This window comes from Streptomyces sp. NPDC049879 (assembly GCF_044461265.1).
GTDB lineage: Bacteria > Actinomycetota > Actinomycetes > Streptomycetales > Streptomycetaceae > Streptomyces.
Window position 1 is genome coordinate 52564 of sequence record NZ_JBITKT010000006.1, and the last position, 17895, is coordinate 70458.

Genomic DNA, 17895 nt, shown 5'->3' on the forward strand with positions numbered 1-17895 from the left:
GGGGTGATGTCGAGCCGGGGAGGTCCGCAAGGGTCACGCGGTGGCGCCGGGGAGTGACGGGCGCCGGGGAACGGGCGTGCGGCGGGCGGGCGTCAGGGGGTGTCGGCGCCGACGGCGGCTTCCTCGGGGGGCGCGGCGGGGGCGGCGGCGCGGCGGTGGCGCAGGGCCACGGCGCATCCGGCGACGGCGAGGAGCAGCACGGCCACGGCCGCCCACCAGACGGCGATCAGCCAGCTGGGGACCAGATGGTAGGCGTCGCCGTTGTGGTAGACGCAGGTGGTCTGCGGCGTGAGGAGGGAGCGTTCGATCTCCCGCAGATTGCCCTCCTGGAGGCCGCCGACGCCACGGCAGACGTCCGCGCCGTAGCGCCCCAGCAGGGCACGCGCGAGGCGGAAGAACAGCAGGACGACGGCTGCGGCGGAGGCGAGTCTGGCCGTCCTGCGGGGGCGGTGCGGTGGCGCAGGGCCGTCAGTTCCAGGGCGAGCGCCACGACGAGGACGGCGCCGATCGCTATGGCCAGCCCCCAGAACAGGGCCGCGTGGTCGGCGGAGCCGTCGATGACCGTGCCGTCCGCGAAGACGCAGCGCACACCGGGCGGGAAGTTGCGCTCGCTCGTCTCCAGCAGGGGCCCCGGAGGGCAGGGAGCTGTCGCGGTAGCCGGAGAGGTCGTCAGGGCCGACCGCCCCGTACCGGCACTGCTCCTCCAGCAGGGCGCCGCCTGCGCCTGCCGCCCAGATCAGGGCCCCGCAGAGGATGCGGAGCGGGACCAGGACGGTCCATAAGACGGTGGCGATCGACAGTGCTGGGGCGGGACGGGATCAGGCGTTGTGGACGACGCCCTCGCGGCGGGCGCGGGCGGCGATCACCTCGTCGTCCTGGACGCGGCGCAGGCGGCGCTCGGCGAAGAAGCCGCCCAGCGGCAGGACCGACATCACGAAGTACCAGGCGGCGGTCTTCCAACCCCACTTGGCGCGGTTCCACGCGTCCGCCCACAGGATCAGGTACGCCACCCACAGCACGCCGTGGACGGCGCCCATCACCGGGACGAAGTCGAGGTCCGTGGTGCGCCGGAGCACGGAGCAGACCAGCAGGATGAGGAACGACGCGGCCTCGGGCGCGGAGACCAGCCGGAGCCGGTGCAGGGCGGAGGCGGTCTTCAGGTCCATGATGTGTCCCGCTTTCGGAGGGAGGCCGGGTGGGCTGCCGTGCTCTGGGATGCCGCGAGCGATCTTGTGAACGCGCGCACAAGCTCCCCGCCATTGTGACAGCACCGCCGGGGAACCCGGCCCCGGGCCCCGGGCAGCCGCGGACGGCCCGCTTCCGGCCATGCCGGGGACGGCCGCGCGCCCCCGCCCCGGCCTGCGACGGAACGGGCCGGGCGGTCATCTGTACGAATCTGTTTCCGGCCACTTCGGGCTCGGCCCCCGCGCCGGTTAGAGTTCGGGACATGGACACGGACAACGGGACCCGCTGGCTCTCGGAGGCGGAGCAGCGCGCCTGGCGCGTTCATCTCGACGTCAGCAAGCTGCTGACGCACCGGCTCGAAAGGGACCTCCAGCCCTTCGGCCTCACCATGTACGACTACGAGATCCTCGTGAACCTCTCCGAGTCCGAGGAGCACCGGATGCGGATGAGCGATCTCGCGGCGGCCACGCTCCAGTCGAAGAGCAGGCTGTCCCACCAGATCACGCGCATGGAGAAGGCCGGGCTGGTGCGGCGGGAGAGCTGCGACTCGGACAAGCGCGGCCTGTTCGCCGTCCTCACCGAGCAGGGCTGGACGACCATGCGGGAGGTGGCGCCGCACCACGTCGCGTCCGTGCGCCGCAACTTCGTGGACCTCCTGCCGCCCGACGCGCTGGCGGCGCTGACCGAGGCGCTCGTCCCCGTCTCCGAGCACCTGCACGGCGACCGGGACGACCGCCGCCGCCCCTGACCGTCAGGCCGCGAGCCGTGCGACGGTCGTGGTGAGTCCCGCCCAGGCCTCGGCGGTGTCGGGGTCCTCCGCGTGGGGTGCGCGGAACCAGGTGAGGAACGCCGCCGTGTCGTCCAGGTCCCAGCGCAGCCGGTGGAACGCCATGGCGTCCCGGTCGGGCGTACGGCCGGTGGCGCGGGCGTAGTGAGCGAGGTCGGCGGGGTCGTCGGTGACGAGCCACAGGTCGCGTTCCGGAGGGGCGAGGGCGGTGGTGTCCCAGTCGACCAGGAGGCGGCGTTCCCCGTCGCGCAGGACGTTCCCCGGGTGCGGCTCCCCGTGCGTGACGACAGGGGTACCGACCGGGCGGGCCGCCTGCCGGTCGAAGGCGGCCGTGACGGCGCGCAGCGCGGGTGCGTGGCGGGCGATCAGCGCGCGGGCGGGCTCGGCGTAGGGGCCGCCGTTCCATGGGGTGCCGGTCTCCGACAGTGCGGCGTCCAGGGCGGCGCGGCCGGGGATGTCCGGTCGGTAGGGCGGGATGTCCGGCGGGGGCGGGGTGCTGTGCAGGGTGGCGAGCAGGTCGAGGACGAGGCGGCGTTCCCCGGCGGTGCGCGTCTCGCCGAAGCGGCCGGGCGTACCGGGCGTGAACGGGAAGACGCTGACCCCGTACCGCTCCCCCAGCGCGACGACCGTAGCGCCGTCCGCCGTGCGCAGCGGGGGCACGACGAAGGGCAGCGCGCGGAGTGCGTACGCGGTGTCCATCGCGCGGCGCAGCCCCAGGCGGGCGGAGGAGATGTCCGGGCCGCAGTGCGGCTTGTCGGACAGGTCCGCCACGGTGAGGAACCAGCGGCGGCCGTCGTCACCGGTCATGGTCCAGTGGTGGTCCCCGAATCCGGCGGGCACCCACGACGGCGCGGGACCGCGGAGGCCCCACGCCGCCAGGGTGTCGCCGAGCGATCGGTCAGAGATGTCCGGCGGCCGTTGCTTCACGCGGCCCAACGTAACGGGCGCCGCGCCACACGTACCAGGCGATTCCGCCCGCCACCAGGGCAGCCGCGACCAGCGCCGCGCTGACCCACAGCGGCGAGCGGTAGCCGTGCCCCGCGTCGATCGCCAGGCCGCCGAGCCACGGCCCGAGGGCCGCGCCGACGTTCAGCGCCGCCGTCGCGAGGCCGCCCGCCAGCGTGGGCGCGCCGTCCGCCGCGTACAGGGCACGGGCGATCAGCGTCGATCCGACGGCGAAGGACAGCGCCCCCTGGACCAGGGTGAGCGCGAGCAGCGCGGGCGCGTACCCGGCGGCGGGCACCAGGACCGCCCACCCGGCGAGCAGCGCGGCACCGCCGGTGACCAGCAGCGGACGCGGCCGTGCGTCCGCGATCCGGCCCGCGGCCGTCACGCCCGCGAAGGAGCCGATGCCGAAGAGCGCCAGGACGGCGGGCACCCACGCGTCACCGATGCCGCCGACCTCGGTGGCCAGCGGGGCGAGATAGGTGAACGAGCAGAACGTCGCGCCGTTGACCAGCGCGGCCAGCAGCAGCGTCACCAGCAGCCGGGGCCTGCGCAGCACGCGCAGTTCGCGGCGGGCACCGCTGGTCGCGGCGGGCGGCGGGCCCGAGGGGACGGACCGCAGGATCGCCGCCAGGGCGGGCAGCGACACGAGGGCCACAGCCCAGAACGCGGCACGCCAGCCCCAGGCGTTCCCGATCAGCGCGCCCGCCGGGACACCGGCGACGCAGGCGAGGGTCACACCGCCCAGCAGCACCGACAGGGCGCGGCCCTTGGCGTTCGCCGGGACCAGCGCCGTGGCGGTGGCGACGGCGACGGCGAGGAACCCGGCGTTCGCCAGCGCGCCGACGACGCGGGTGGCCAGCAGGACGCCGTAGCTCGTCGTCAGCGCGCCGACGACATGGGCGAGGAGGAAGGCGGTCAGGAAGCCGAGCAGGGCCCGGCGGCGCGACCAGCGCAGACTGGCGACGGCCAGCAGCGGCGCCCCGGCGATCATCCCCACGGCGAACGCGGAGGTGAGCGAACCGGCGGCGGACAGCGGGACGTCCAGATCGGCGGCGATGTCCGGCAGCAGGCCGGACAGCATGAACTCCGACGTCCCCTGGGCGAGGACGGCGAGGGCGAGCAGGTACAGGACAAAAGGCACAGCGGTACTCCGCGGCAACGTATGACCACGCCATGGACAGGGCGGCGATACGGCGTACCGGTGGCATTGGGCGAGCGGCGCCGCGTCAGGGACGGCGGCGTGGTGGAAGGCGCGTCAGCGCGGCGTCGCGTGCGGCCACCGGCGGACCGGTGGCCGGACTCTGGACGCTTCGGGGCTCGACATGCCGGGCAGCGTAACGGTCCGGACGGCGCCACGTCCACGCGGTTGCCGCCGCCCGGCGTTCACGGCCCCCGGATCAGGCGGAGTCCGGAGACGGCGGCGGGACCGCGGCGGGGCGGCGTTCCAGCGCGGCGAGCGCCTGCCGTACGCCCTCGGCGAGCTGCGGGTCTTCTCCCGCCGCCCAGTCCTGCGGGCGGAAGTCCACGGGCACGTCGGGGTCCGTCCCGTGGTTCTCGACCCCGTAGCCGAAGCCGTTCTCCAGCCAGCTTCCGAACGTGGGCTGCGTGACGACCGTGCCGTCCACCAGGGTGTACCGCAGGTCGATGCCGACGAGGCCGCCCCACGTGCGGCGCCCGACCACCAGGCCGATGTCTCTGATCCGCACGGCCGCGGCCACCTGGTCGCCGTCCGAACCCGCGTGCTCATCGGCCAGCAGCACGACCGGCCCGCGCGGCGCGTCCATCGGGTACGTCCTCGGCTGCCCGACGCGCGGAACCTTCCAGCCCATGACCTCCCGCGCCAGCTTCTCGACCACCAGCTCGGAGAAGTGCCCGCCGCCATTGCCCCTGGCGTCCACGACCAGGCCCTCGTACGCGGTCTGCGTCCGCAGGTCGCGGTGGAACTGGGCCCAGCCGGGGACCATCATGTCCGGCACGTGCAGGTAGCCCAGGCGGCCGCCGGAGAGGCGTGCCGTCGCGGCGCGGCGGTCGGCGACCCACGCCTGGTAGCGCAGCGGGGCCTCGGTCGCCAGCGGCACCACCACGACGTGGCGGGGGCCGCCGCCCGCCGCCGGGCCGATCGTCAGCTCGACGGGCCGCCCGGCCGTTCCGGTGAGCAGCGGTCCGGGACCTGCCGGGGTGACGGGGCGGCCGTCCACGGCGAGCAGCGCGTCCCCGGGCCGTACGGCGACGCCGGGGGCGGCCAGCGGGGAGCGGGCCGCCGGGTCGGCGGGGTCGCCGGGCAGCACGCGGACCACGCGCCACACGCCGTCGCCGTCCCGGGTCAGCTCGGCGCCGAGGAGCCCGTCGCGGCCGTGCGGGGGCTCGGGCGGCTCGGGGGTGAGGACGTAGGCGTGGGAGGTGCCCAGTTCGCCCTGGACCTCCCAGAGGAGGTCGGTCAGGTCGCCATGGCTGCCCAGGGCGTCGAGGAGCGGCCGGTAGTCGGCGAGGACGGCGGCCCAGTCGGTGCCGCCCATGTCGGCGCGCCAGAACTTGTCGCGCATCAGGCGGCCCGCCTCGTCGTACATCTGGCGCCACTCGGCGGACGGATCGACGGTGACGCGGATGCGGGCGAGGTCCACGTCGCGGGCGCCGTCCGCGCCGCCGCCGGTGCCCGTGGCGGGGAGGTCGCGCAGCCCCTTGCCGGTGTGGACGAGGAGGCGCGTACCGTCGCCGCTGACCTCGAAGCGGGCGGTGTCGCGGGCGAGTTCGTCCAGGTGGAGGGCGCCCAGGTCGTAGCGTTCCAGGGTGCGGGTGGGGCGGGTGTCCGTGCCGAGTTCCATGGCGGTGCCCTCACCGCCGCGCACCGGATGCCGCAGCCACAGCAGGCCGGTGGCGCAGGCGCGGAGCGACGAGTAGCGGCCCGTGTCCACCGGGAAGGGGACAGCGCGTTCGGCCAGTCCGTCGAGGTCTACGGTGACGGCCGGGGTCTCCTGCTCGGGCGCCGGCTGCTGCGGGGCATGGCCTTCGCGGAAGGGGCCGAACGGGGAAGGCGTGGTCGCGGCGAGCGGGATCAGCCACGGGCGGGCGGCAACGGGGAAACCGGCGTCGAAGACCAGGGCGTCGTAGACAGGCTCGAAGGACCGCTCGGAGAGGAACGCGAGGTGGAGTCCGTCGCGCGTGAATGCGGGCGCGTAGTCGCGGAAACGCAGGGGCGTGACTTCCGTGACGGCGTGCTCGGAGCCGCGTACGGGCGCGATGCGCAGCTGGCGCAGCGGGACGGGGCCTGCGCTGGACCAGGCAAGCCATGCGGAGTCGGGTGAGAAGGTGAGACCCGTGGCGTGGTCGTAGGGCGAGCGGTCCAGTTCGGTGACCTCGCCGCCGGCGGGATCGACCAGCAGGACACGGCCGTCGTGCGCGGCGACGGCGGCGAGCGTGCCGTCCGGGGTCACGGCCAGTTCGTGCACGCGGCCCAGCCGCCCGGCGGCGAACAGCCGGGGGGCGACGGGGGGTTCGCCGTCCTGGGGCGTGGCGGGGCGCAGCGCGAGCCCGTCCTCGCCCTCTGCGTCGGTGACCCACAGGACGTGCGGGACGCCGTCACGGACGAACGTACGGGGCAGGCGCGCCCGCACGCCCGGCTCCGCCGCCAGTGCGCGGGCCGGGCCGTCGCGGTGGGTGAGCCAGTGCAGGGTGCCGCGGATCTCGACGGCGCTGGCGCGGCCGGTGGTGTCGGGGCTGTAGGCGCCGAGGTGGTCGGCGGCGCGCACCTGGTGGGGGCGGCGGGCGGAGCGCGGGCTGCCGAGCGTGATGGCCGGGCGGCGGGGGCCGCCGCTGTCGGGGGCGAGGCTGTCGAGCACGAGCAGCCGGCCGCGTGTCATGTAGGTGACGCGGGTGCCGTCCGTCGCGGCCTCGCGGGCGTAGGTCTCCAGCGGGGTGTGACGGCGCAGGTCCGAGCCATCGGGCAGTGAGGAGTACACGGCGCCGACGCCCTCGTGGTCGGACAGGAAGGCGATGCGGTCGCCGACCCACATCGGGCACTCGGTGTTGCCGCCGAGCCCTTCGTGGACGGGCGCGAAGTCGCCGGAGCCGTCGCGGTCGATCCACAGGCGGCCCGCCGTGCCGCCCCGGTAGCGCTTCCAGCGGGCGGCGTCCCTGCCGCGGCCCATGGTGGACGACATCAGCAGCACGCCGCCGCCGGGACCCCGTGCCACGCCGTTCACCGGCCCGTACGGCAGGCGCCGCGCGGGGCCGCCGTCGAGGGGCACCGCCCACGCCCAGGTCCAGCGCGCGAGCGGCTGGTCGTGCGAGGCGAGGACGAGGACCTCCTCGTCGGAGAGCCAGCCGCGTACGGACGTCTCGGTCCCGGCCCAGTGGGTGAGCCGGGTCGCGGGGCCGCCGTCCGAGGGGCCGGCGTACGCCTCGGGGACGCCGTCGCGCCAGGACGTCCAGGCTATGTGCGCCCCGTCCGGTGACAGGCGCGGCGTGGTGACGGGGGCGTGGTCGGTGGTGACGCGCCAGGCACGGCCGCCCGCGAGCGGGGCGAGCCAGACGTCGTCCTCGGCCGCGAACGTGACCAAGTCGCCGCGGGGATGGGGGAATCGGGCGTAGAACGGCTTGTCCATCCGGCCAGGCTAGGGAGGGCCGAACGGGTGAAGCGGCTGCGACACGCGGGTCAACCTGCGTCACTCTCCGCAACCTCGGGTACGGGCCGTCCCGGCGGGGTGAAGGCGGCGAGGAGTGTTCCGGCGATGGCGTGGGGGGCCTCGTTTTCGGCGAGGCGGGCGGCGGTGATCTCGTCGGCGGCCGTGTGCAGGACCCCGTAGAAGGTCGCGACGAGCCAGGCCGCCGGGACGTCCGCGCGGAACGCGCCCTCGGCCTGCCCGCGCTCGATCAGGGCGTGGATGCGGCGCATCGGGGTCTCGTGCAGGTCGCGGATGCGCTCGGGCGACAACTCGCCCTGGGCGGCGCGCAGCAGGGCGCGTGAGCGGTCCACGATGCGCCAGGACGAGTCGATCAGCCGGGCGAGGGCGGCGCGCGGGTCGCCGCCGAGGTCCACCGTGCCGAGCGACGCGTCGGCATCGGACATCGCCCGCGAGAAGACGGCCTCCACCAGCTCGGGGCGTGAACCGAAGTGGCTGTAGAGCGTGACGCGGCCGACGCCCGCGCCCTGCGCGATATCGCCCATGCTCGCGGCCGGGTCCCGGCCGAGGATGTCCCAGGCGGCGTCGATGATCAGCTCGGCGTTGCGCCTCGCGTCGGCCCTGCGGCCCCTGACCCGCTGCTCCTCGCCCGCCTGCGTCATCCGCCCGCCGCCTCTCGCCCGTCCGTTCACCCGTAGGTGTCATTCTGCGGCACCCCTCTTCCCGAACAGCCGTGTACGGGTTAACGTGAGCCAGGAAACCGAACAGAGCTGTACATGTTAGGGGGCATGCGATGGCCGCGCATTCCGCGCACCACGCGGCGGAGGCACACGAGGGGCATCCGGGACATGGGGCGCCCGGCCGGTGGCGGGCGCTCGCGCTGCTGAGCGTCGCCCAGTTCATGCTGATCCTGGACGTGACGGTGGTCACGGTCGCGCTGCCGGACATCGGCGCGGGACTCGGCCTCGACCGCTCCGCCCTCACCTGGGTGGTGAGCGTGTACACCCTCGTCTTCGGCGGGCTGATGCTCCTCGGCGGCAGGGCGGCCGACCTGTGGGGGCCCCGCCGCCCGGTGCTCGGCGGCCTCGCCGTCTTCACCGCCGCGTCGCTGGTGGCCGGCCTGGCGGGCGGGCCCGCCGGGGCGGCCCTGCTCCTCGGCGCACGCGCCGCACAGGGCCTCGGCGCCGCGTTCCTCTCCCCCGCCGCGCTGGCGGCGGTGACGACCGCGTTCCAGGGCGCGGAGCGGCGGCGGGCCCTCGGGGTGTGGGCCGCGCTCGGCGGCACCGGGTCGGCGGTGGGCGTCCTCGCCGGGGGGCTGCTGGCCGCCGGGCCCGGCTGGCGGTGGATCTTCTTCGTGAACGTGCCGGTGGGCCTCGCGCTGCTGGCCGCGCTGCCGTCCGTCCTCCCCCGGTCACCGCGCCGGGGCGCGCACCGGCTCGACATACCGGGCGCGCTGCTGGTCACCGCCGCCACGGCGGCCGCGATCCAGGGCCTGATCCGCGCGGGCGACGACGGCTGGGGCTCCGGCTGGACGCTGGGCACGCTCGCCCTGGCCCTCGTGCTCTACGGCGCCTTCGCGGCGGTGCAACGGCGGTCCCGCGCACCGCTGATGGACCTCGCGGTCCTCGCCCGGCGGCCGGTGGTGACCGGCGTGGTGCTGATGCTGGTCGGCACGGCGCTGCTGATCACCCAGTTCTTCCTCGGGTCGTTCTACCTCCAGCGCGCCGCAGGACACGGGCCCCTGGCGACCGGGCTGCTGTTCCTGCCGGTCGCGGCCGGGACCGTCGTGGGCGCCCACACCGCGAGCCGCGCGGCGGGCCGGTTCGGCGCGCGGCCGGTGGCGCCCGTCGCCCTGCTGGTGACGGGCGCGGCGCTCGCCGTTCCGGCGGCCTCGCTCGGCACGGCGACGCTGGTGACCGGCATGAGCCTCGCGTCCGCCGGGATCGGCGCCGTCCTCGTCTGCGCCACGACCACGGCGCTCGCCCGGGTCCCGCACCACGAGGCCGGACTGGTCTCCGGCGTCGTGAACACCTGTCACGAGTTCGGGGCGTCGCTCGGTGTCGCGGTGGTCTCCAGCGTCGCCGCCGTCAGCATCGCGAGCGGCGGCGCGGGCACCTCGGGATTCCGCGACGCGCTGTGGCTGGCCGCCGCCGTGGCGGCCGTGACAGCGGCGCTCGCCCCGTTCCTCATACCGGGCGGACGCCCACCGGCCGGGACGCGCGTCTCCATGCACTGATCCACACCGGAACCCGGCCGGTCCCCGGCCCGGATTCGCACACCGGTCCAGGGGCCCTCCGGCTCCACGGGCATGACAGACCCACCGACCGTCACGGCCGGACGGTCGGTCGGGGACAGGCCGGGGAAGGCAGGGCCCGCACGCGCCGCGCGAGTGCGCTTGGGCGGGGGGGCGCGGGGCGGCCGGAGCGCCATGCCTTCCCGCCGTGGGCCTCAGGGCGCGCGGACCCTGGAAAAGTGTGCCCAGGAGGCGCGTTCATCGGCGCGCGGCGCTCGCGGAGGGAGCCGGGCGGACGGGCGTCAGGACCAGCGGCCGGTGCGGCCGAGGAGCAGGGCCAGGGCGGCCGTGCCCGCCGTGGAGGTGCGCAGGACCGTGGGGCCGAGCCGGTACGGCTTCGCGCCCGCCTCGGCGAAGGCGGCCAGTTCGTCCGGCGTGACCCCGCCCTCGGGGCCCACGACCAGGACGATCGGCCCCTCCACGGGCAGCGGCGCGGTCGCCAGCGGCTCGGTGCCGCTCTCGTGCAGGACGGCGGCGAACGCGGCCCCGGCCAGCAGCTCCGCGGCGCCCCGCGTCGTCACCGCCTCGGTCACCTCGGGGAAGCGCAGGCGCCGCGCCTGCTTGCCCGCCTCGCGGGCGGTGGCACGCCACTTGGCGAGGGACTTCGCGCCCCGCTCGCCCCGCCACTGGGTGACGCAGCGGGCCGCCGCCCACGGCACGACGCGGTCCACGCCCGTCTCGGTCATGGTCTCCACGGCCAGTTCGCCCCGGTCGCCCTTGGGCAGCGCCTGGACCACCGTCACCTCCGGCCGGGGCGGCGCCTCGGTCCTGAGGCCGCCGACCGTCACCTCAAGGCGGTCGCGGCCCTCGACCGACGCCACCGTGCCGGACGCGCCCGTGCCCCGGCCGTCCGTCAGCACGACGTCCTCGCCCGGCCGCAGCCGCCGCACCGAGACGGCGTGCCGCCCCTCGGGGCCGTCGAGCACCAGCGTCCGGCCCACGGCCGCCGCGTCGAGCGACTCGACCAGGAAGACAGGAGCCGTGCTCATCGCCCGTTGAACGCGTCCTTCAGGCGGGAGAACAGCCCCTGCTGCCCCGGCTGGAACTGCCCCATGGGCCGCTCCTCGCCCCGCAGCTTCGCCAGGCGCCGCAGCAGCTCCTCCTGCTCCGCGTCGAGCTTGCCGGGCGTCTGCACCTCGACGTGCACCACGAGGTCGCCCCGCCCGCTGCTGCGCAGGTGCGTGATGCCGCGGGCGTGCAGCGGGATCGACTGGCCGGACTGCGTGCCCGGCCTGATGTCGACCTCCTCCATGCCGTCCAGCGTCTCCAGCGGCACCTTCGTGCCCAGCGCCGCCGCCGTCATCGGCACGGTCACCGTGCAGTGCAGGTCGTCGCCGCGCCGCTGGAAGACCGCGTGCGGCGTCTCGCGGATCTCGACGTACAGGTCACCGGCGGGGCCGCCGCCGGGACCCACCTCGCCCTCGCCCGCGAGCTGGATGCGCGTGCCGTTGTCGACACCGGCGGGGATCTTCACCGTCAGCGTCCTGCGGGTCCGCACCCGGCCGTCGCCCGCGCACTCGGGGCACGGCGTCGGCACCACGGTCCCGAAGCCCTGGCACTGCGGGCAGGGCCGCGACGTCATGACCTGGCCGAGGAACGACCGCGTCACCTGCGACACCTCGCCCCGGCCGCGGCACATGTCGCACGTCTGCGCCGACGTGCCGGGGGCCGCGCCCTCGCCGTTGCACGTGTTGCAGACGGTGGCCGTGTCGACCTGGATCTCCTTGGTCGTGCCGAAGGCCGCCTCGTTGAGGTCGATCTCCAGCCGGATCATGGCGTCCTGGCCGCGCCGCGTCCGCGACTTCGGGCCGCGCTGCGACGCGGTGCCGAAGAAGGCGTCCATGATGTCCGAGAAGTTCCCGAAGCCCGCGCCGCCGAAGCCCGCGCCCGCCGAGGCGGCGCTCCCCAGCGGGTCGCCGCCGAGGTCGTACATCTGCTTCTTCTGCGGGTCGGAGAGCACCTCGTACGCGGTGTTGACCTCCTTGAACCGCTCCTGCGTCTTCGGGTCCGGATTGACGTCCGGATGCAGTTCGCGGGCGAGCCTGCGGAAGGCCTTCTTGATCTCTTCCTGCGAGGCGTCCCGCTGCACGCCGAGGATCGCGTAGTAGTCCGTCGCCACTTAGTTCTCCGCGAGGATCTGTCCGACGTACCGTGCCACTGCGCGCACCGCTCCCATCGTTCCCGGGTAGTCCATGCGGGTCGGTCCGACCACGCCGAGCTTGGCCACCGCCTCGTCCCCAGAACCGTAGCCGACCGAGACGACCGAGGTGGAGGTCAGGCCCTCGTGGGCGTTCTCGTGACCGATGCGCACGGTCATCCCCGAGTCCTTCGCCTCCCCGAGCAGCCGCAGGAGGACGACGTGCTCCTCCAGCGCCTCCAGCACGGGCCTGATCGTCAGCGTGAAGTCCTGTCCGAAGCGCGTGAGATTGGCGGTCCCGCCGATCACGAGCCGCTCCTCGGTCTCCTCGACCAGCGTCTCCAGGAGGGACGACAGGACGGTCGAGACCGTGCCGCGCTCCTCCTTGTCGAAGGAGTCCGGCAGATCCGCCACCAGCCGCGGCATGTCGGGGAACCGCTGCCCCGCGATCCGGCTGTTCAGCCGGGCGCGCAGGTCCGCGAGCGAGGTCTCCCCGAACGGCGCCGGGCAGTCGATCAGCCGCTGCTCCACCCGGCCGGTGTCGGTGATCAGCACCAGCATCAGCCGCGCGGGCGCCAGCGACAGCAGCTCGACGTGCCGCACCGTGGAGCGGCTGAGCGAGGGGTACTGCACGACGGCGACCTGCCGCGTCAGCTGCGCGAGCAGCCGCACCGTGCGGCCGACGACGTCGTCGAGGTCCACGGCGCCGTCGAGGAAGTTCTGGATCGCCCGGCGCTCGGCCACGGACAGCGGCTTCACGTCGGCGAGCTTGTCGACGAACAGCCGGTAGCCCTTGTCGGTGGGCACGCGCCCCGCGCTGGTGTGGGGCTGGGCGATGTACCCCTCCTCCTCCAGGGCCGCCATGTCGTTGCGCACGGTGGCCGGGGAGACCTGGAGGTTGTGCCGCTCCGTGAGGGCCTTGGAACCGACCGGCTCCTCGGTGCCCACGTAGTCCTGGACGATGGCCCTGAGCACCTCAAGCCTGCGTTCACTGAGCATGCCGCGCACCTCCCGTCCGGCCGTCGCCGCCCTTGGCACTCGACGTCACCGAGTGCCAATCCCTGGACCAGTGTACGGCCGGGTAGCACGCCCAGGGAATCGCGACCGGTGTGCCGGTTGTCGGCGGGGACCGGGTGCGGGTGGCTCGTTGTCGTTGGCTCAGGCTAACGTCCCAGGTCCATGAGCACTTGGGAAGAGGTGACGGACGGCGTGATCCGCCGTCGTCTGTCCGGCTGGGACGAGACGATCGGCGCGATCGCGGGTGACGACGGCCTGCTCCTCGTGGACACGGGGCCCACGCCCGGCGCCGCCGCGGACGCCGGGCGGGAGGCGGAGGCGCTGCTCGGCCGCCCCGTGACGCGGCTGGTGGTCACGCACCCGCACTTCGACCACCTGCTGGGAGCGGGCGCGTTTCCGGAGGCGGAGGCCTACGGGCCGCGGCACGACGCCGCGGAGAACGCGCGGGACGGCGTGCGGCAGGGGCTGGCGCCCGAGGACGCGGCGCACGGCGAGGAGCTGCTGTCCGGGGTGCGCTGGCGGATCATGGACGGCACCGATGTGACGCTCGACCTCGGCGGCGGGCGGCGCGCCCTGCTCGTGGACCTGGGCGCGGCGCACTCGTCGCACGACATCGCCGTGGTCGTCCACGGGCCGGTCCCCGTGGTGTTCTGCGGCGACCTGGTCGAGGAGTCGGGCGAGCCCCAGGCGGGCCCCGACGCGCGGCCTGAACGCTGGCCCGGCGCCCTCGACCGGCTGCTGGATCTCGGCGGGCCCGAGGCGGTGTACGTGCCAGGGCACGGCGCGCTGGTGGACGCGGACTTCGTGCGGGCCCAGCGGGACGCGCTGCGTGCGCGCTTCGGCGGAGCCGGGCCGGCGTGAGGGGCCCGCGTGGTCGAATGGGGCCATGCGCAGCCGACAGTACGGTCCCGACCTGACGCCGCCGTGGAAGCGGCGCACGCCCGTCCCCGAGGTCCCGGCGGACCACGGTCTCGTGGTCGAGGAGGCCGCGACCGGCTTCTGCGGCGCGGTCGTGCGCTGCGAGCGCACGGCGCAGGGCGACACCGTCACGCTGGAGGACCGTTTCGGGGCGCTGCGGGTCTTCCCGCTGGAGCCGCGCGGCTTCCTGATCGACGGGCGCGCCGTGACGCTGACCCGGCCCGTACGGCGCCCCGCCGCCCCGGCCGGGCCGGCGCGGACGGCCTCCGGCTCGCTGGCGGTGCCGGGGGCGCGCGCCCGCGTAGCCCGCGCCGGGCGGATCTACGTGGAGGGGCGGCACGACGCGGAGCTGGTCGAGAAGGTCTGGGGCGACGACCTGCGGATCGAGGGCGTGGTCGTGGAGTACCTGGAGGGGGTGGACGGGCTGCCCGAGGTGGTCGAGGAGTTCGGGCCAGGCCCGGACGCGCGGCTCGGCGTGCTGGTGGACCACCTGGTGCCCGGCTCGAAGGAGTCGCGGATCGCCGCGTCCGTGAGCGGTGAGCACGTGCTGGTGGTGGGGCACCCGTTCATCGACGTGTGGGCGGCGGTGAAGCCCGCGTCGGTCGGCATCGCGGCCTGGCCGGACGTGCCGCGCGGGCAGGACTGGAAGACGGGCGTGTGCCGCGCGCTCGGCTGGCCGGAGAACACGGGCGCGGCCTGGCAGCGGATCCTCGGCGGTGTCCACAGCTTCCGCGACCTCGAACCGGCGCTGCTCGGGCCCGTCGAGCACCTCATCGACCACGTGACCGTTGGTGGCCCCAACGGCTGAACGCGGCGGGCGCGGGCGCTGAGGGACAATCGGTCCCATGCCCTCCACCCTCCCCGACGGCGAGCCGGTCCCCGAGGACGGCGCGCTCCCCGCGTCGGCGACGGCCGGCGCCGCGGACCGCCCCCTGGCGTTCTACCTGCACGTCCCGTACTGCGCGACGCGCTGCGGCTACTGCGACTTCAACACCTACACGGCCTCCGAGCTGCGCGGCTCCGGCGGCGCCCTGGCGTCGCGCGAGAACTACGCGGACGTCCTCGCCGAGGAGGTCAGGCTGGCGCGCAAGGTCCTGGGGGACGACCCGCGCGAGGTGTCCACGGTCTTCGTCGGCGGCGGGACGCCGACGCTGCTGCCGCCGGGGGACCTCGGCCGGATGCTGGCGGCGGTGCGCGACGAGTTCGGGCTCGCGGCGGACGCCGAGGTGACGACGGAGGCGAACCCCGACTCGGTGGACCCCGCGTCGCTCGCCGCGCTGCGGGAGGCCGGGTTCACGCGCGTCTCGTTCGGCATGCAGAGCGCGCGGCCGCACGTCCTGGCCGTGCTGGAGCGCACGCACACGCCGGGCAGTCCCGAGCGGCGGGTCGCCGAGGCGCGCGCGGCGGGCTTCGCGCACGTCAGCCTCGACCTGATCTACGGCACCCCGGGCGAGACGGACGACGACTGGCGCGCCTCCCTGGACGCGGCGCTCGCCGCCGGGCCCGACCACATCTCGGCGTACTCGCTGATCGTCGAGGACGGCACCAGGCTCGCGCAGCGCGTGCGGCGCGGCGAGGTGCCGATGACCGACGACGACGTGCACGCCGACCGCTACCTCATCGCCGAGGAGACGCTGACGGCGGCGGGCATGGAGTGGTACGAGATCTCGAACTGGGCCGCCTCCCCCGCCGACCGCTGCCGCCACAACGAGCTGTACTGGACCGGCGCCGACTGGTGGGGCGCGGGCCCCGGGGCGCACAGCCACGTCGGGGGCGTGCGCTGGTGGAACGTGAAGCACCCCGGCGCGTACGCGCAGGCCCTCGCCTCCGGCCGCTCCCCCGGCGCCGGGCGCGAGCTGCTGTCGGACGAGGACCGGCGGGTGGAGCGCGTGCTGCTGGAGCTGCGGCTGCGCGACGGGGTGCCCCTGGACGTCCTCGCCCCCGCCGGGCGCGCCGCCGCGCGGGAGGCCCTGCGGTCGGGGCTGCTGCGGCCCGGCGCGTACGAGGACGGCCGGGCCGCGCTGACGCTGCGCGGCCGTCTGCTGGCCGACGCGGTGACGCGGGATCTTGTGGACTGAAGCGCCTGAAAGGGACCGGGAAGCGGGTCAGTCCTTCGGGTACATGTCCTCGACCAGGCCGTGGAACTCGCGCTCCACCACCGGGCGCTTCAGCTTGAGGCTGGGCGTCAGGTCGCCGTGCTCGACGTCCAGCTCGCGCGGCAGCAGCCGGAAGCGCTTGATCGTCTGCCAGCGCTGGAGCCCCGCGTTCAGCTCCTGGATGTAGCCGTCCACCAGGGCCTGGGTGCGCTCGTCGGCGACGATCTGCGCGTAGTCGCCCGGCACGCCGTTGTCCTTCGCCCAGGCGAGCAGCGACACCTCGTCCAGCGCGATCAGGGCGGAGCAGAACTTCCTGCCCTGGCCGACGACCATCATGGCCGACACATAGGGGCAGACCGCCTTGAAGCGGCCCTCGATCTCGCTGGGCGCGACGTACTTGCCGCCCGAGGTCTTGAAGAGGTCCTTCTTGCGGTCGGTGATCCGCAGGTAGCCGTCGTCGGACAGCTCGCCGATGTCGCCGGTGTGGAACCAGCCGTCGGCGTCCAGCACCTCGGCCGTCTGCTCGGGCAGCTCGTGGTAGCCCAGCATCACGCCGGGGCCGCGTACGAGCAGCTCGCCGTCGTCGGCGATGCGCGCCTCCAGGCCGGGGAACGGCTTGCCGACGGTGCCGACGCGGTTGGCGGCCAGCGGGTTCAGGAAGCTGGCGGCGGCGGTCTCGGTGAGGCCGTAGCCCTCCAGGACGGGGATGCCCGCGCCGTTGAAGAAGTGGCCGATCTCGGGGGTCAGCGCGGCCGAGCCGGACACACAGGCCCGCATCCGGCCGCCGAACGCCTCGCGCAGCTTCGCGTAGACCAGCCGGTCGGCGAGGGCGTGCTTGGCGCGCAGCCGGGCGGGCACGGCGGCGCGGCCCGTGCGGCGGAAGTTGTCCTGCGAGACGCGGGAGAACTCCTTGGCGGTCGCCGCGGCCCAGTCGAAGATGCGGCCTTTGGCGCCGCCGCCGGCGCGGGCGCGCATGGCCACGCCGTTGTAGACCTTCTCGTAGATCCGCGGCACACCGCACATCACCGTCGGGCGGACGGCGGGCAGGTTCGTGATGATCTCGTCCACCCGGCCGTCGACGACCATCACGTGCCCGACCTTGACGTGCGCGGACAGCAGCACCTTGCCGAAGACGTGGGCCAGCGGCAGCCACAGGTAGTGGATGTCGTCGGCGCGCAGCAGGTCGATGGCCTCGATGGTGTGGCCCATGTACGACCACGTGTCCTGGCTGAGCCGCACGCCCTTGGGGCGGCCGGTGGTGCCCGAGGTGTAGATCAGCGTCGCCAGGTGGTCGGGGCGCAGGGCCGAGACGGTGTCCTTGACGGCGTCCGGCTTGCGCTCCAGGTAGGCGGCGCCGCGTTCCGCCAGGTCGGCGAGGGAGAGGACCCAGCCCTCCGGGTCGCCCTCGGCGGGGACGGCGTCGTCCGCCTCGATGACGACGACGTGCGCGAGGTCCGGCAGCTCGGCCCGGCGCTCCCTGGCCTTGGCGAGCTGCGCGGCGTCCTCGGCGATCAGCACCCGGCTGCCGGAGTCGGCGAGGATGTACGCCGTCTCCTCCGCGTTGGTCTGCGCGTAGACCGTGGTCGTGGCGGCGCCCGCGCACATGATGCCGAGGTCGGCGAGCATCCAGTCCACGCGCGTGGCGGAGGCGATGGCGACGCGCTCCTGGGGGCGTACGCCCAGGTCCATCAGGCCGGCGGCGATGGCGAAGACGCGGGTGGCCGTCTCGGCCCAGGTGTAGCCGGCCCAGCCGTCGGGACCGCCGCCCGCGGTGGGCACCGGGTAGCGGAGGGCCTCGCGGTCCGGGGTGGCGGCCACGCGCTCCAGGAAGAGATGCGCCACGGACGGCGGGCGGTTCTGGGTCAGCTGAAGCTGCCTGTCGGTCACGACTTCCT

Annotated in this window: 14 protein-coding genes; 5 read left to right on the top strand and 9 right to left on the bottom strand. The window is 75.0% G+C overall.

The window, feature by feature from the left end; genetic code table 11:
* Positions 1–818 precede the first annotated feature (818 nt).
* Positions 819–1166 (bottom strand): DUF3817 domain-containing protein, encoded by a 348-nt coding sequence (locus ACIBPC_RS20960; RefSeq protein ID WP_362965361.1) that lies wholly within the window; start codon positions 1164–1166, stop codon positions 819–821.
* 281 nt (positions 1167–1447) lie between these two features.
* Between ACIBPC_RS20960 and ACIBPC_RS20965 the strand changes: the two genes are divergently transcribed.
* On the top strand, positions 1448–1933 hold the full coding sequence (locus ACIBPC_RS20965; RefSeq protein ID WP_362965363.1) for a MarR family transcriptional regulator: 486 nt from the start codon (positions 1448–1450) through the stop codon (positions 1931–1933).
* Positions 1934–1936: 3 nt separating this feature from the next.
* On the opposite strand, the gene ACIBPC_RS20970 is transcribed toward ACIBPC_RS20965, so the two are convergent.
* From ACIBPC_RS20970 to ACIBPC_RS20985, 4 genes are all read right to left on the bottom strand, one after another.
* Positions 1937–2899: a phosphotransferase gene (locus tag ACIBPC_RS20970; RefSeq protein ID WP_398846637.1), complete on the bottom strand. Its 963-nt coding sequence runs from the start codon at positions 2897–2899 to the stop codon at positions 1937–1939.
* Positions 2871–4061 (bottom strand): Cmx/CmrA family chloramphenicol efflux MFS transporter, encoded by a 1191-nt coding sequence (locus tag ACIBPC_RS20975; protein WP_398846639.1) that lies wholly within the window; start codon positions 4059–4061, stop codon positions 2871–2873. The genes ACIBPC_RS20970 and ACIBPC_RS20975 overlap by 29 nt, the downstream gene beginning before the upstream one ends.
* Positions 4062–4317: 256 nt before the next feature.
* Positions 4318–7521 (bottom strand): PDZ domain-containing protein, encoded by a 3204-nt coding sequence (locus ACIBPC_RS20980; protein ID WP_398846640.1) that lies wholly within the window; start codon positions 7519–7521, stop codon positions 4318–4320.
* A gap of 50 nt (positions 7522–7571) precedes the next feature.
* Positions 7572–8201, bottom strand: a complete 630-nt coding sequence (locus ACIBPC_RS20985) for a TetR/AcrR family transcriptional regulator (RefSeq protein ID WP_398846642.1) — start codon at positions 8199–8201, stop codon at positions 7572–7574.
* 131 nt (positions 8202–8332) lie between these two features.
* Here ACIBPC_RS20985 and ACIBPC_RS20990 point away from each other — a divergent pair, with 131 nt between their 5' ends.
* Entirely contained in the window at positions 8333–9775 is a 1443-nt protein-coding gene (locus ACIBPC_RS20990; protein ID WP_398846644.1) for an MFS transporter, read from the top strand.
* 299 nt (positions 9776–10074) lie between these two features.
* On the opposite strand, the gene ACIBPC_RS20995 is transcribed toward ACIBPC_RS20990, so the two are convergent.
* Genes ACIBPC_RS20995 through hrcA form a run of 3 tightly spaced genes read right to left on the bottom strand, consistent with a single transcriptional unit; the run spans position 10075 to position 12968 of the window.
* Positions 10075–10821, bottom strand: a complete 747-nt coding sequence (locus tag ACIBPC_RS20995) for a 16S rRNA (uracil(1498)-N(3))-methyltransferase (protein ID WP_398846646.1) — start codon at positions 10819–10821, stop codon at positions 10075–10077.
* Positions 10818–11951: a molecular chaperone DnaJ gene (dnaJ, locus tag ACIBPC_RS21000; RefSeq protein ID WP_398846647.1), complete on the bottom strand. Its 1134-nt coding sequence runs from the start codon at positions 11949–11951 to the stop codon at positions 10818–10820. Before dnaJ ends, ACIBPC_RS20995 begins: the two co-directional genes overlap by 4 nt.
* Positions 11952–12968: a heat-inducible transcriptional repressor HrcA gene (gene hrcA, locus ACIBPC_RS21005; RefSeq protein ID WP_398846649.1), complete on the bottom strand. Its 1017-nt coding sequence runs from the start codon at positions 12966–12968 to the stop codon at positions 11952–11954. It abuts the gene before it with no gap.
* Between the two features lie 180 nt (positions 12969–13148).
* Between hrcA and ACIBPC_RS21010 the strand changes: the two genes are divergently transcribed.
* From ACIBPC_RS21010 to hemW, 3 genes are read left to right on the top strand one after another with little or no spacing between them, the layout of a single operon-like run.
* Positions 13149–13847: an MBL fold metallo-hydrolase gene (locus ACIBPC_RS21010; protein ID WP_398846651.1), complete on the top strand. Its 699-nt coding sequence runs from the start codon at positions 13149–13151 to the stop codon at positions 13845–13847.
* A 25-nt stretch (positions 13848–13872) separates the two neighbouring features.
* Positions 13873–14712 (top strand): DUF3097 domain-containing protein, encoded by an 840-nt coding sequence (locus ACIBPC_RS21015; RefSeq protein ID WP_398846653.1) that lies wholly within the window; start codon positions 13873–13875, stop codon positions 14710–14712.
* A gap of 37 nt (positions 14713–14749) precedes the next feature.
* A complete protein-coding gene (gene hemW, locus ACIBPC_RS21020; RefSeq protein ID WP_398846655.1) occupies positions 14750–15982 on the top strand; it encodes a radical SAM family heme chaperone HemW in 1233 nt (410 codons plus the stop codon).
* Between the two features lie 27 nt (positions 15983–16009).
* On the opposite strand, the gene ACIBPC_RS21025 is transcribed toward hemW, so the two are convergent.
* Positions 16010–17887, bottom strand: coding sequence for an AMP-dependent synthetase/ligase (locus ACIBPC_RS21025; RefSeq protein ID WP_398846657.1), 1878 nt, complete (start codon positions 17885–17887; stop codon positions 16010–16012).
* Between the last annotated feature and the right edge of the window lie 8 nt (positions 17888–17895).